The following is a 14,714-nucleotide window of genomic DNA, read 5'->3' on the forward strand; positions in this document are numbered from 1 at the left end:
TCACCTCGATTTAAGTGGTATAATGGTGTTGCTATGTTTGCACGTATTAAAACAGCCTACAATCGGGACGGCTCGGAACGCCGTTACCTTCAAATCTGTGAGAGCCGTCGTGAAGAGGGTAAGGTTCGTCAAAAAGTCCTTTGTAACTTGGGGAGAGTGGAGGATCTCCAAAATGGGAAACTTGACGACCTGATTCGCTCTCTTGCGAAGTTCTCCGATAAACTTGCTGTGGTGGATGCCGCTGAAGATCTCTTTGCAGACTGGAGTAAAGAGTATGGACCCTCTTTGGTCTTTCGTCGACTCTGGGAAAACCTTGGACTTCATGAAATACTGGCTCAACTCTTTTGCGAGAGAGAATTAAGTGTGGATGTACAAGAAGCCATCTTCTGTATGGTTTTAAATCGCTTAACGGAGCCCACCAGTAAACTGGGAGTCAGCGATTGGAAAGATTCCGTCCATCGCCCAGAGTTAGAGAGTTTGAAGCTTCATCATTTCTATCGAGCGATCGACTTCTTGGATGAAAACAAGGAAATGATTGAAGAGAAACTTTTCTACCATCATACCGACCTATTTACCCGTCAACTGGATCTCGTTTTCTTTGACACGACCTCCACGTATGTGGAAGGAGACGCAGGGGCTTTCGACCTTCTCGAATATGGCCATTCCAAGGACCATCGGCCGGATCGTCTCCAAGTTATGATTGGAATGCTGATGTCGAGGGATGGAATTCCCATTGCTCATCATGTCTTCCCTGGGAATACCCCGGATACAGATGCATTTATTGAAGCGGTCAGTGATTTGAAAAAACGATTTAATATCCAACGTGTTATTGTTGTTGGGGATCGGGGCATGATGGGCAAGCGGACCTTAGAGCTTCTCGAGAAATTGAACCTTCAATACATCCTGGGAGTTCGGATGCGAAATGTTAAAGTTGGCCCTGAAATCGTAGCTTCCCCTGAACCGTATACTCTTGTTAAGGATAACCTCAAGGTAAAAGAAGTTACCCTCGGAGGAGATCGATATATTGTTTGTTTAAACGAAGAAGAGGCTAAACGAGATCAAGCCGTTCGAGAAAAGATTGAGATTAAACTTCGTAGCAAGCTTGAACACGGGAATATTAAGGATTTAATCGGGAACAGCGAATACAAAAAGTACATCAACGTCACACAGGATGCGGCAACGATTAATAAGGAAAAACTAAAACAAGCAGCTCTTTTTGATGGTCTATACATATTGCAAACGAATACTCAGCTTCCTACAGAGGAAGTCGCGACCGCTTATCGAGACTTATGGCAAATTGAACGTGCGTTTCGAAATCTCAAGAGTACGCTCGATTTACGTCCGGTCTACCACTGGACGGAACGGCGGATCTGCGGACACATTATGCTTTGCTTTCTCGCACTCGTAATGCAGATCAAGTTTCAAAAGCTTCTTATGAATTGCGAAAGTGAATACGGCTATACCGAAGTAATTCGTGCGCTAAGGAAAGTCCATGCCGTTAAAATTAAAGTTAAAGATCAGGAACACTTAGTACGAACCGAGGTTCATGGCGCTGCAGCGATCGCATTTAAAGCAGTCGGGGCAAGGATTCCAGAAAGAGTTCAAAAGGTATAGATGAATTCCCACAAACAGGGAATTGTAGTGGTATGCGCAAATCTAAAGTTTGGAAGCCCTTGAAATTCAATAGTTACAGCTTTCGAGGTGTCAAACTCGAGGTTGAGTCACATGACAGTAAGATGATTACCAAAAAACTACTTTGGATTTTACCGCTATAGTTGAGTTCGGTTTCCACATTATTTGTTCGATTAATAATATATTTACCTTGTCAAATTATTTGACAAGGTAAATATATTATGGTAATCTAATTTCAAAGAGGTGGCGTTATATGAACGAAAAAGAAAAGAAACAAAAGCAAATACAATTGCTTCAACAAAATCTAAGCAGTATAAGAAAAATTGCTGGTTGGACAGCGGAACAACTTGGAGAAAAAATTGGTGTTACAAAGCAAACTATCAGCAACTTAGAAAATTCGAAAACGCCAATGAACTTAACACAATATATCGCTATTCGTTCGATTCTTGATTATGAGAATGAGTTAAATCCGGATAACACTGTACTCCCAAAAGTTATTAATATTTTAGTGGACATAGGCGCGGAACTTGAAGAAGAGAATTATTCTGAAATAAAAGATACTGCAGAAACAGTAGCGGCATCAGCATCAACAGGTAAAACAGGAGTAGAGCTTGAAAAAACATATACAAGTCTGTTGAAGACGGTACCTGGGGTTATTGGCGCTCTCACAGCATTGGGCATTGTACTTGGTCAGTCAAAATCAGTTACAGAAACAGCAAGTTGGCTGAAAAAAATATTGAAGTAGGAGGTAATAAAAATGAGAAATCCAATCGAGAACCTTGGTGATTATAATAAAGTTAGAGAATCCTTGCAAGCAGCAGGAGGTTGTATGGAGACTCTTTATAAGAGTGTCGGAGACACTGCTGTTTCCAAAGCAGCCCCAAAACTACTACTCAAAGGTGGTCTGATAGGGGTAGTCTTATGTGGTATTGCCTACTTTGGGCATAAAGGGAGTTGTTTTATGAAAGATAGAAAGCAGAAAATAGAAAACGAACCAGCTTTAAAAAAAGTATTTATTGAGGCAGTCGAAGCTGAGTCGTCGAAAAGGAATAATGAAGAACTCACAGATTGTGACGAAATAAATTAAACAGGAGATGACTGACATTTGATTTAGGTGATTTGTGGTCTGCGCGGAATTTAATGATTAAGTCTGAAAGGAATGTGAATGTAATGGGGATTTTTAATCGTAAGCATAATAAAGATGGAGATGGATTTTCTTCATACTTCAAATGTAATGGGGATATTGAGGTGCATGTGGACGAAAATGGTACGGAAATTTTCCAGGTGCCTAATGATTATAAATGGGTAGGCACAGAAGAAGAGGATGGGGTTTTTTGCTCGAATTGCGGTGAAGAAATTTATTACCACAACGGTGGATACATATGCGTGCACTGCGAAAGCACCTTTTCGGAGCATGAGCTTGAGGATCACTGTGGAGGCGGTATAACTCATGGTTAATTGTGGAATCGAAGTTAATTAACAAGTACTACAAAGGAAAAAGATGCTTTGACTGAAAATGTCAAGGCATCTTTTTCCTTTGTAGCGAATAGATTTAGATATTTTTTTAGTTTTTACTTGACACAGGCTGAGCCATATGACAGTAAAATGCTCCTGTGCACTAAAACTGCTAAGACTAAAATCCTCAGCACGTTGAGAGTTTTATTGTTGGCAGATTTACTGATTAAGTTAAATATTTTGCAAATACATGTCTAAAACGATGATTAATATTGTGATGCAGCAGGAAAAGTTATACAATAAATATAACAATGTTGTTAATATCGTTATTCCGTTTAGGAGGTAGACATATGTCAAATGTTAATGAGTTATTAGAGAGTGCAATAGCTGAAATAGAACAGTTGAATACTGAGGAAATTTTCTTAGTAAGAGATCTGTTTAAAGGGTATGAATGGAATCGAGTTTCCCGTAGTAATCGTCTCCTATTAGGAACATTATTTCTAAACTACATAAAGACAACTGATAGTGGAATAGTTCCTATTGAAAAAACTTCTTCTGGTCAGCAAAAATACAAAAAAATTGCTGATGATATGTAAAGGGGAGGTGTTTTTGTATGAAGGTTATTCCGCTACCTATAATTGAGCCGCCTAAAGACTCAAGTCGAATTTTTGATTTAACAATTGATCCCTTAGTTCGATTGCGTACTTTTGAATCAGGAGTGTTTGAGGATATTGCTTGCCAATGGGCATCAGGCTATCTGGCTCAAAGTGAACATTACAAAAATGTAGCTCAAATTGGTGGTTCAAAAGACTCAGGAAGAGATATTGTTGCTTATCTGGAGGAGTCTTTACAAGAGTTTGATATTTTTCAGTGTAAGAGATATAAGGAACCTTTGTCACCTTCAGTATACATGTCTGAATTCGGAAAGCTTTGCTACTATACAATGATTGGAAAGTACAATAAACCAAGAAAATATTTTATTGTGGCAAGTAACGGTATTGGACAAGAGTTGAGAGATTTAATAGAGCACCCTAAGACTATTAATCAACAGCTAATCGATACCTGGGATAAATATTGCAAGCCTAAGAAAAAAATTATAGCAGATGGGCTTCCATTAACGGATGAGTTAAAAGAGTATATTATGCAATTCGATTTTAGCATAGTGTCAGAAATTTCTCCTCAAACTTTACTCGAGCAGTTTGCACAAACAAGGTGGTATAAATATCATTTTGGTGGTGGTTTACGACAACGACCTAGAATGCAAAAACCGCAAGAAATTCTTGACAATGAAGAAACCAAAATGGAATATGTCAATCAATTGCTTAAAGTATATTCAAACCATGAAAACACATCAATTTCTGGCATAGAGAGCCTTAAACCAAGGGAAAAACTACATACTCACTTTAAACGACAACGAGAATGCTTTCATAATGCTCAGGCTTTAAAACGTTTTGCGAGAGATGAATTTATAAATGATGATGTTTATGATGATTTAAAAAACCAAGTTTATCATGGAGTTATCGCAACTTGTGAGTCACCTTATGATGATGATTTGAAACGAGTAGATGATACTATTGCAAGATCTCAGCTTCTTCCAATTAAGACAGCTGAATTAGGTGAAATTAGTATTTTAGAGAAAAGTGGTATTTGCCATGACTTAGTAAATGACGAAGAAATGAGGTGGGTTGATGATGGCAACGAAGATCAAAATATATAACTCACCTGAAGAAGTTGGCGTTAGAATCTTGTTCATTCTAGATATATGCGAAAAAAGAATGAGTTCACAAAGGATTATGTATTATGATTATTTTGCTTTACACTTAAAAGATATAGATGCAGAATATGAAAGTTTACACCCAGACAATCCAAACCACTCCTCGGAAATTGCTGTAAAGAGAGCATTAATAAATAAAGGGTTAAATCTTATGATTTCAAAAGGGCTTATCAGTATTAAATATACTAAAACAGGAATCTATTATCAAAAGAATAAACTAACAAGTCATTTTATAAATTTACTACAAAATGGATATGTTGATCAGTTGAAGAGGAATATCAAAATTGTGGACGAGAAGCTTTCGGGTTATTCAGATAATGGAATTTATAAATATATCGATAAGAACATTGGATCGTGGGTCGGAGAGTTTGAAAAAGACATTTATATGGGAGGTGAGTTAAATGAATAAGTTCGGAATAGAAATTAACAAGTTGGTATTACAAGGAGCCGGAAAACAGGATGCTCTATTAACTTTTGAAAAAGGCTTGAATGTAGTGGCAGGTGCTTCCGATTCAGGTAAATCCTTCGCTTATGAATGTATAAATTTCATCTTTGGCTCGACAGATATACCGGAAATACCAAATGAAGCTATAGGATATGAAAGTGTTTTTTTAGAGTTTTTTGATAAAGCAGCGAAACAAAAAATAACCTTAAAAAGAAGTCTAAAGGAAAGTGAAAAAAATAACATATTTTATATCTATTCAGACATTGATCACTTAGTTGAAGCAAATTATGAAGTGCTTTCAAATGATTCAAAAGCAAAGAATAGTTTGTCTTCGAAGTTACTCGCATTATTCAACTGCCATTATAGAAATGTTTTAAAGAAAACATCAAATGGGGAAACAGAAGCCTTTACCTTTAGAAAGTTTGTGTATTTAATGATGCTTAATGAATCCCGTATCGTGCAAAAAAACTCCCCTATTTATATGGGAGATACTAGGCGAGATAAAACTTCGTCCAAAGAAGTAGCAACATTTTTTGCAATTTTATCGGGTTTTGATTATCAAAAACATGTTAAGCTTGAAAGTGCAGAAGTCAAAAAGGCACAACTAAAAGGTGCAGTCGATGAGTTGTCTCTAATTTGTAATAATTTGCGAGTTGAAATTGCTGAAACAGAGAATCTTATTCAGGGATACAATACTGATCAGATTAATGAGCGAATTGCCAACCTAGATTCCTTTATTAAGGAACAAAGGCTAATAGTAGTAAAGCACGAAGAAGAACGTGAACGTTCTGTTCAAAGGCTTAATTCTTTGGCAAATGAAAAAAGTAGGATTGCAGATAATTTATCAAAATTTAGATTACTTAAGAAGAACTATCAATCTGACATTGACAGATTAGAGTTTATTGAGCAGTCACACGACTATACTGGGCAGTTAGCAGAAATGAAGTGTCCAATATGTAATACAACCATGAAAAGTACAAATGTAGATAAGGAGATTTACTATATTGCTATTGACAAAGAAAAAAGCAAGCTTAATACTCATTTAACTGATTTACAGGAAACGATAGAAGATTTTGAATGTGATTTAACTGAAATAAGTAAATCTATTGTAGAAGAACAGAGTAAGGTTAAATATATTGAAAACATTCTAGACGAACAGGCAAACAAAATTTCAAAGACCGTATTGGATTATGAAAATTATTTAAAGATTCGAGATAAAGCTGTTGAAATTCAAAAGAACAGAAAGAAATTATATGATACTACAGCTCGTATTGAAGAGCTATCTGAACGGATTGACAATACTAAATCTGTTACAAATAAAGTTGAAATCAAAAGGTTAACAGATGAACTAATGCTAGAATTTTGCAAGCTAATACAAGTATTATTAGAGGATTGGTCTTTTATTACAAAAACTAAGGAACAACAAGTTATTTTTGAAAGAAAGTCGAATGATGTAGTTGTTTGTAACAAAACTAAGGCATCCTACGGTAAAGGAGCAAGGGCAATTATAAACTCGGCATTCATAATTTCTATTATGAAATATTGCGTTGAACGTGGACTCTCACATCCTGGCTTTGTTGTTTTAGACTCTCCCTTAACGACTTATAAAGAAAAGGATAGAAAGCAAAATGCAAAAAATGAAGAGGTTGACAAGAGTGTAAAGGATTCCTTTTTCTATAGTCTATCTAGAGAATGCAACGACTATCAGATTATTATTTTTGATAATGAGTTGCCACCTAATGATCTGACGAATATTACATATCACCATTTTACTGGAAACCCTGAGATAGATCGCACGGGATTTATTCCTAATTAAATTTATAATTTTATAAGCAAACGCGTATAAGTGGTGGTACCTACATAATCATGAGACTCAAGTCGAAAAGATAATTCGAGTGTATATGAGATAAGATAAACTAAGAAATAGGATCAATTATTTTATAAAATTGGTCCTATTTTTTTAGTTTTTACTTGACACAGGCTGACCCAGGACATAGGAGGGAAGAACGGTAAATCCATAAATCCAAAGGGTCCATAATTAATATATTTTGCAGGGAAACGTACCACGAGAATTAATAATACATCGATAATTGCACCGAAAAAGAGACCATAGATTAATAATTTGCGAATTTCTTGCCTGGGAACTAATACGATGACTAGAATAGCTAAGAGGCCTGTATACAGCGGATAAATCAAAAACGTTGGCAAACTTATCACCCTCTGTCGTAGTATTATGCTGTAGTGTTAGCACAGAGAATGGATGTTATTCAGGTAGAAGCAAACGATGGCAATTACGTGAACGGTTTGAAAATTTCGAAAAGGTCCTCTGACAGGGGCTAGGATGAAGGGCGCCGCCACAGTGATAAAATTATTAGAGTTAGGAAACAGGTGCGATATTCAGAGCAATACTGAGAAATACCTAAAATAAAACCAAAAATCGCCTTAAATCATCTCTTATGTTTCTAAGAGGAATGCCGATAATAAGAGTAAGATTGTTGTGTACGGGAGTGGATTCAAAATGAAAATAGATGGAACGTCAATATCCTCGGTCGGAAGTATAAATGCAACGAACCGTGTGGTATCTACCCATAAAAAAGCCGCATTATTGGGGAACGAGCAAGATGGAGTGAAGGTCTCTGATAAGGCTCAACTGTACCAAAGCCTCCTGCAGAAAGTGAAGGAGATTCCTGAGGTTCGTGAAGACAGGATACGTGAAGTCAGTGAGAGAATCAATAAAGGTGAATTTAAGGTCGATGCTCAGACCATCGCAGATAAGCTTTTAGGTCGTGAATAAATCAATTATTCCTTATATCTAATGTAATCTTTATAAATGAACTTTGTATTGCCAGAAGGAGGTTATCCCGTGCCTGAAATCCAGCAACTCAATGATAACTTAAAGACCCAGGCGCGTATTTATAGCGAGCTCAAGCAACTTGCAGAGCTTAAGCAGCAAGCGCTGGTTAAGAATAGCTTGCATGAACTCGAGGCCGTTACAGTTCGAGAAGAGCAACTCCTGATGGAAGCTGCGCAGATGGAAAAGGAACGGCTTTTGTGGGCTGAGCAGATTTCCGTTCTTATGGGTAAACCTCCCGAGAAAATCACCTTGACAGAACTCGCAGAGCGTTATCCCCAATTAAGAGAAGTTAAGACGGATTTAGAGAGGGTTCTCACGAACTTGAAAGAAGTCCATGAACTGAACTCAGAACTTCTAAAGCAAGCCATAAAAGTCGTGGATATTACTCTTGGGGTACTCACTGCACAACCCACTGGCAACCTATATAACCGCCCGGGTAAGAAAGAAAGTGAACCTGCGAATTCAGTTCGATTTTTAGATAAAAGTATTTAGAGGAGGATTCTTATGCGCTCCACATTTTCCGGATTAGAACTTGCTCGGCGAGCGCTGGAATCCCAGCAAACCGCCTTGGATATAACTGGACATAATATCGCGAATGCCAACACTCCAGGCTATTCCCGGCAGATGGCAAACCTTCAGCAGACCGTGCCGAGCAGCATTCCCAGCATGGGGCATAATCTGAGTATTGGTACGGGAGTAACCGTAGCCAGTATCGAGCGCGCCCGAGATCTCTTTGTCGATAGGCAGTTTCGTTGGGAGACCTCTAAGCAGCAATACTGGGAAGGTCGCCAAGATGCCCTGACAAAGATTGAAGGGCTCTTGAATGAGCCTTCAAATAATAGCTTGCATGATGATTTAGACAAGTTCTGGAATGCTTGGAGTGACATGTCAAAGAATCCTGAAAATATGGGTTCTCGGTCGGTAGTCCTTGAGCGAGCTGCGAGTGTCGCAGATACTCTTCATCATATTGACCAGCAAATTACCGAGATGCAAAAGGGACTTGACTCAAGCGTCCGTGTACAGATTCATCAAGTCAACGTGTACGCGAAGCAACTGCAGGATTTGAATCTGCAGATTAAGCGAGCAGAAGTCGCGGGAGACAATCCCAATGATCTCAAAGATAAACGGGATGCAATCGTTGATGAACTCTCTCAAATCGTCAATGTACGTGTGGTGGAGAGTAAAGATACCACCTTCAAGGATCGCGAGGTCAATATTTTCAAGTTATATCTCGGCAATGATAATGTGGGGAACCAAATTCTCGTTGATGACACCTCCGCCTATCAGTTAGAAGAACCGAGTGCTCCCGCTGCAAACGGGCTTCCCTTTGCTCAAGTAAAGTGGGCGGCAGGACATCCTTTGGGTAATGTCGACGTAGACCTAGGAGATAAATTAGGGAAACTTCAAGCTAATCTTTTAATGCGGGGTTCTCAATATGACTTGGTAGCAGGTGAGACGAAAGATAATGCATATCTGTCTAATCTGAGAAAAAAATATAACGATTTAGCTAATGGAATCGCCTATGCTGTAAATGAGATACATAAGACGGGAGTAGCGCAGGGGATAACACCACCGGCACTAATTCCAGATTTCTTCGAAACGAACGATGGAACAATAACGATAACAGCAGCGAATATTAAGGTCAGTTCTACACTTAACACAGACCCCTGGAAGATCGCAACCGGAAAAACAAACTATGGGGATGGAGAAATTGCGAAAGACATCTCATCTCTATCCTCAGGTTGGGCGGGACTTCCTTCTACGGCAACAATTCCGCTATCGGCAACTTCCTTTGGGGATTTCTATGGAGCCGCAATCGCAGAAATGGGCGTTGATGTCCAGCAAGCGAACCGAATGAAGGAAGGACAGGACGTTCTCGTAACCCATATGCTTAACCAGCGGGAGTCCTTATCCGGTGTTTCCCTAGATGAAGAGATGACGAATCTCGTGAAGTTCCAAAAGAGTTACTCTGCAGCAGCTCGACTAGTCACCATGATGGATGATATGCTCGATACTATCGTCAATCGTATGGGAATGACGAGATAACTTCTAGAAATGTCGAATTCCGAAGGGGTGAGACCCCGGAAAGTAGGTGAGTCCTTTGCGTATAACTAATAACATGTTAAGCAATAATCTTCTACGAAATCTTGAAGCAGCTCAGGGGCGAATGGATCTGCTTCAGAACCAATTGTCTTCGGGGTACCGGATTACTCGACCCTCCGATGACCCGGTCGGAATCGAGAATGCCCTGCGGATAAAAAGCAGTATCTCTCATGTCGAACAATGGAGAGCAAATGCCAGTGAGGGTTTATCCTATATGAATACGACCGATAGTACCCTGGATGATATGACGTCCATGCTTCAGCGGGCCAAGGAACTTGCGACCCAAGGGGCGAATGGGACTATATCTACTGATGATCGGAATAAAATTGCACTAGAGATTGATCAGATTAAAGAGCAGATGGTTCAGCTTGCGAATACACGGGTTGGAAGCAAGTATATATTTGGTGGAACTGCGAATGAAGAACCTTTTCCTAGTGGTGCTACTCAATGGCAGGGTTCTGACGATATTATGAAATTCCAAGTGGGAAGTAGTTTGAGCCTTGAAATCTCCGTGAATGGGAAGAAGTTGTTTGGAGTTACCCCTATCGATGCTACGACTGATAGTGTGGGAATCTTTAAAACCTTAGAAGACCTGAGTTCTGCTTTAAAGACCTCAGACATGGCTGTTATCGATAGTAGTATTGATGGCTTGGAAGATCAAACGGATAATGTCGTTAATTATCGTGCTCAACTTGGGGCGCGGCAGAATCGCATGGATTCTCTTTATCAGCAGTTGGATACAACGGCTCTGAACTTAACTCAATCTCTCTCCGATATTATGGATGCTGATATTGCGAAGACCCTCGTGGACTTCAAGAGTCAAGAGAACGTGTACCAAGCTGCGCTATCTGTGGGTGCGAAGATCATTCAACCTTCACTTGTCGATTTTATGCAATAAGGAGTCTTTTCTATGCTCCAACTTAACATAACTACCCAACCCATTCGTCTGGAATATAACCTTCAGAATGCTCAGTTGAATTTACAAACGAATCAGCCGAAGATCGAGATGGAGACAATCCCTCCGCGGTTGGAGATCAGTCAACCTCGGGGTGAGTTGACAATTGATAATACGGCTTATTACTATTCCGTTGGTCGAAAGAATATGACAGACTTTGGTCGGGATAATGCTACGTTTGGAAGACAAGAGGGTTTAAAAGCAATTGCAGCTACCGTCGAAGAGGGGAACCGACTGGCTCAGATTACAAAACCAACGAATGTGATTGCTGACCTAGCTTTCGAATCCCGCTTCTCTAAGCGCTTGGAGATCGATTGGGCACCCATTGCTGCGCCGGACATTTACTATCAAGCAAGCCCGGCCCAAATCGAGGTTATCCGTGGAAAAGTAAACTACAACCCGCAGCCTGGCATCGTCCAAGGAGATTACCAGCCAGGAAAGGTCGATATTCGGGTTACACAATATCCTAGTATTGAGATATCAACTGTAGATGTCAAGGTTTAAAGGAAAATCACCCCAGATGACATTTCAACGCCATCTGGCGTATAGTCGAATTATCTAGGGGCTTAACTCCACTAAACTCCCACATTAGAAGCAAAGCATAGTGGAGTTTAGTCATTGTACAATGAGAAATGTATCTCCAAGGAGGAAACAATGAAAATAGGATCCACCCGATTCGGTGAACTCGAAGTAGAAGATAAGAAAATTCTCCATTTCCCTCACGGAATTCCCGGTTTCCTTGAGGAAAAGGCCTTTGTGCATTTACCCTATGAAGCGGAAAGTCCGTTCTCTTTCCTCCAATCGGCTACTGAAGTCAACTTAAGCTTCTTGCTAGTCGATCCGTTTGTTTTTTTTACAGACTATGAATTTAAACTCGAAGATGAAGTTGCAGCTGAATTGGGCCTGTCTCCGGAAAATCCACCACAAGTGTTTTTAATTGCTTCTGTAAAAGAAAAACTGTCGGATATGACCGTCAACTTGTTAGCGCCTATTGTTCTAAATGGAGTCAACCGTACAGGCAGGCAACTTATTCTGGACAAGCCAGAGTATTCCATCCGCCATAAATTGTTTCCGGACGGACTGCCCTCAGAAGCGGTTGGAGGAGGCGTATAGTATGTTGGCATTAACACGAAAAGTGGGCGAACGAATTGTTATCGGAGATGATATCATCGTGACGGTGGTCAGTGTCAAAGGGGACAGCATTCGCATCACCGTTGATGCCCCTAAGGAAATCAAGATATACCGCGGAGAGATTTACGATGCCATCGCGGCAGAAAACCAACAAGCGGCTGTTCCGAGCGATCTGTCGGGGTTGGATATTCTCAAAGAATTACAAATCAAGAAGTAAGGTGCTTTCGCGGCTTGCTTCTTTTTCATTTCAAAGAGTATATCCAATTATGTAAATTACTACTAATGGTTTTCGTAATTCTTCCGATAATTTATATAGAGCAAACATACTTCAGATGGAGTATTAACTCCATCTGAAGTCGAGTTGGTCTTACCCAGGGACTAACCGCCACTTACCTCCTGATTAAGAAGCAGGAGGTAAGTGGCGGTTAGTCATCGGATAAAGGAAGTATAAGAATGAGGTGTAATTGGATGGATATGACAGTAGTGAAGACTCCCATCAATATGAGAAATTACTCATCTACCCCATCGGCCGTGGCGTCAGAGGAAGCAGAAGTCAATAAATCCATTTCGGTCGTTAAATCTGAAGTGGGTAAAAATCAAACCCAATTGGAAAAACAGGACAAGGAGAAGCTTACTCGCGAGGATGTCAATCAACTTACAGATCACTTGAATAAGTTCATGAAAACGATAAACGCAGATCTTCAATTTGAATTGCATGAGGAAACCAAGCGAATGATGGTCCGATTTGTTGATCAGAAAGACCAACATGTCATTAAGGAATTTCCGCCCCATGAGTTGTTAGATACCTTAGCGGCGATTCGGGATTATGTAGGAATCCTACTAGATAAGAGAGTTTAGAAATGTGTAGATTGATATGACTATAGATAAAAATTGAACTTTCGACAAAATAAGATGAAATATCGAGATATCAGAAGAAATATTGATTAATTCAACTACAATTACTAGTTATAGACGTTTTTAATCCTAAGGTAAATACCCTAATTTAGCGATATCTTAAGTAAGCAGGAATAGTGGACAGCTTCCTCCTCAACCGGCCGGAGGGTGGAAGATTCTATTATTATCCGCAAATAAAATGCACGGGCAAGGATGCCTGGCTTCAAAATCAAGGAGGAATATACACATGATTATTAACCACAATATGGCTGCGCTCAATACCTATCGTCAACTGACTGCCAACAACACTAACAGTTCTAAATCCCTAGAGAAACTCTCTTCAGGTCTTCGTATCAACCGCGCTGGAGATGATGCTGCAGGTCTTGCAATCTCTGAAAAAATGCGGGGTCAGATTCGTGGCTTAGACACAGCTAGCCGTAACGCTCAAGACTCTATCTCACTAATTCAAACTGCTGAAGGTGCTCTCAACGAAACTCACAGCATTCTTCAACGGATGCGCGAACTAGCAGTTCAAGCTTCCAATGATACTAATGCAACAAGTGACCGTAGCGAAATCCAAAAGGAAATTAACCAATTAACTGATGAAATCGACCGAATTGCCAATACAACTGAGTTTAATACTTCAAAACTCCTTGATGGTTCTAAAGTAGGTTTACGTGATACAATTAAAGGTGCGGTTACCACTCAGCTTAATACTACAGCTGACGTACAAGCAACTCTTAGTGCGGGTCAAGCTGACGGTTCTGCAGTAGATGAAGTGGGTACTATCATAATCACTCGTACTAAGATTACTAGTGCAGCAGGTACTGCTGCTGACTTTAGTATTGGTGACCCTAATGGCATTGGTGGAACGCTTTCAAGTGGTATGGCGCAAATCGACATGGGTAACTTTGTAATTGATTTGACTAACCTTGACAATCTAAAAGTTGGTGAAAGCGTCACCATTAGCCTCACTAAGTATGAAGATGCTAAGTTTGATGCAACCAAATCACTATCCATGCAAATCGGTGCTAATAGCGGACAGAACATCCTTATCGGAATTAACAGCATGAAAGCTGCTGACATTGGTGTACGTAGCGGTGTAAATGCTCTTGATGTAAGTAGCTATCAAGATGCTACAGCTGCTGTTACCAGTATCAACAACGCTATTGAACTTGTCTCTGCTGAAAGATCTAAGATGGGTGCTACACAAAACCGTCTTGAACACACCATTAACAACCTCGGAACCTCCAGTGAGAACCTAACTGCTGCTGAATCTCGTGTTCGTGACGTTGACATGGCTAAGGAAATGATGAACTTCCAGAAGAACAATATTCTTTCCCAAGCTGCTCAAGCCATGTTAGCTCAAGCTAACCAACAACCTCAAGGAGTTCTTCAACTCTTACGATAAGAATATCAAGTATAATAAACATAATATATACAAAATGCCCTCTAAGCTTGAGGGCATTTT

General features: G+C 39.8%; 18 protein-coding genes. 17 read left to right on the forward strand and 1 reads right to left on the reverse strand.

Annotation, left to right across the window (positions count from 1 at the left end; genetic code table 11):
- Positions 1-33 precede the first annotated feature (33 nt).
- From ACZ42W_RS04875 to ACZ42W_RS04910, 8 genes are all read left to right on the forward strand, one after another.
- Positions 34-1,614, forward strand: coding sequence for an IS1634-like element ISDha15 family transposase (locus tag ACZ42W_RS04875; protein ID WP_015261909.1), 1,581 nt, complete (start codon positions 34-36; stop codon positions 1,612-1,614).
- Positions 1,615-1,885: 271 nt separating this feature from the next.
- On the forward strand, positions 1,886-2,377 hold the full coding sequence (locus tag ACZ42W_RS04880) for a helix-turn-helix transcriptional regulator (RefSeq protein ID WP_144677867.1): 492 nt from the start codon (positions 1,886-1,888) through the stop codon (positions 2,375-2,377).
- 12 nt (positions 2,378-2,389) lie between these two features.
- A complete protein-coding gene (locus ACZ42W_RS04885; RefSeq protein WP_144677868.1) occupies positions 2,390-2,719 on the forward strand; it encodes a hypothetical protein in 330 nt (109 codons plus the stop codon).
- A gap of 83 nt (positions 2,720-2,802) precedes the next feature.
- A complete protein-coding gene (locus ACZ42W_RS04890) occupies positions 2,803-3,090 on the forward strand; it encodes a hypothetical protein (RefSeq protein ID WP_144677869.1) in 288 nt (95 codons plus the stop codon).
- Between the two features lie 347 nt (positions 3,091-3,437).
- Positions 3,438-3,683 carry a single-stranded DNA-binding protein gene (locus tag ACZ42W_RS04895; protein ID WP_144677870.1) on the forward strand — a complete coding sequence of 82 codons (246 nt, stop codon included), beginning with the start codon at positions 3,438-3,440 and terminating at the stop codon, positions 3,681-3,683.
- A gap of 17 nt (positions 3,684-3,700) precedes the next feature.
- Entirely contained in the window at positions 3,701-4,804 is a 1,104-nt protein-coding gene (locus ACZ42W_RS04900) for an ABC-three component system protein (protein ID WP_144677871.1), read from the forward strand.
- A complete protein-coding gene (locus ACZ42W_RS04905; RefSeq protein ID WP_144677872.1) occupies positions 4,776-5,270 on the forward strand; it encodes an ABC-three component system middle component 2 in 495 nt (164 codons plus the stop codon). The genes ACZ42W_RS04900 and ACZ42W_RS04905 overlap by 29 nt, the downstream gene beginning before the upstream one ends.
- Complete coding sequence (locus ACZ42W_RS04910; protein ID WP_144677873.1) at positions 5,263-7,122, forward strand: coiled-coil domain-containing protein; 1,860 nt, start codon at positions 5,263-5,265, stop codon at positions 7,120-7,122. Before ACZ42W_RS04905 ends, ACZ42W_RS04910 begins: the two co-directional genes overlap by 8 nt.
- 122 nt (positions 7,123-7,244) lie before the next feature.
- Here the strand turns inward: ACZ42W_RS04910 and ACZ42W_RS04915 are convergent, their stop codons facing one another.
- Positions 7,245-7,514 carry a hypothetical protein gene (locus ACZ42W_RS04915; protein ID WP_464168840.1) on the reverse strand — a complete coding sequence of 90 codons (270 nt, stop codon included), beginning with the start codon at positions 7,512-7,514 and terminating at the stop codon, positions 7,245-7,247.
- 310 nt (positions 7,515-7,824) lie between these two features.
- Between ACZ42W_RS04915 and flgM the strand changes: the two genes are divergently transcribed.
- The 9 genes from flgM to ACZ42W_RS04960 all read left to right on the forward strand — a co-directional run bounded on the left by flgM (position 7,825) and on the right by ACZ42W_RS04960 (position 14,654).
- Positions 7,825-8,100: a flagellar biosynthesis anti-sigma factor FlgM gene (gene flgM, locus ACZ42W_RS04920; protein WP_464168842.1), complete on the forward strand. Its 276-nt coding sequence runs from the start codon at positions 7,825-7,827 to the stop codon at positions 8,098-8,100.
- A 69-nt stretch (positions 8,101-8,169) separates the two neighbouring features.
- Positions 8,170-8,652 (forward strand): flagellar protein FlgN, encoded by a 483-nt coding sequence (locus ACZ42W_RS04925; protein WP_464168844.1) that lies wholly within the window; start codon positions 8,170-8,172, stop codon positions 8,650-8,652.
- A 12-nt stretch (positions 8,653-8,664) separates the two neighbouring features.
- Positions 8,665-10,206 (forward strand): flagellar hook-associated protein FlgK, encoded by a 1,542-nt coding sequence (gene flgK, locus ACZ42W_RS04930; protein WP_464168846.1) that lies wholly within the window; start codon positions 8,665-8,667, stop codon positions 10,204-10,206.
- A 55-nt stretch (positions 10,207-10,261) separates the two neighbouring features.
- Entirely contained in the window at positions 10,262-11,161 is a 900-nt protein-coding gene (gene flgL / locus ACZ42W_RS04935; RefSeq protein WP_464168848.1) for a flagellar hook-associated protein FlgL, read from the forward strand.
- Between the two features lie 12 nt (positions 11,162-11,173).
- Complete coding sequence (locus tag ACZ42W_RS04940; protein WP_464168850.1) at positions 11,174-11,722, forward strand: DUF6470 family protein; 549 nt, start codon at positions 11,174-11,176, stop codon at positions 11,720-11,722.
- 150 nt (positions 11,723-11,872) lie between these two features.
- Complete coding sequence (gene fliW / locus ACZ42W_RS04945; protein WP_464168852.1) at positions 11,873-12,331, forward strand: flagellar assembly protein FliW; 459 nt, start codon at positions 11,873-11,875, stop codon at positions 12,329-12,331.
- A gap of 1 nt (position 12,332) precedes the next feature.
- Entirely contained in the window at positions 12,333-12,566 is a 234-nt protein-coding gene (csrA, locus tag ACZ42W_RS04950; RefSeq protein WP_464168854.1) for a carbon storage regulator CsrA, read from the forward strand.
- A 236-nt stretch (positions 12,567-12,802) separates the two neighbouring features.
- On the forward strand, positions 12,803-13,207 hold the full coding sequence (locus ACZ42W_RS04955) for a flagellar protein FlaG (RefSeq protein WP_464168856.1): 405 nt from the start codon (positions 12,803-12,805) through the stop codon (positions 13,205-13,207).
- Between the two features lie 283 nt (positions 13,208-13,490).
- Positions 13,491-14,654, forward strand: coding sequence for a flagellin N-terminal helical domain-containing protein (locus ACZ42W_RS04960; protein WP_464168858.1), 1,164 nt, complete (start codon positions 13,491-13,493; stop codon positions 14,652-14,654).
- Positions 14,655-14,714: the final 60 nt, after the last annotated feature.

Source organism: Desulfitobacterium elongatum (assembly GCF_055378975.1).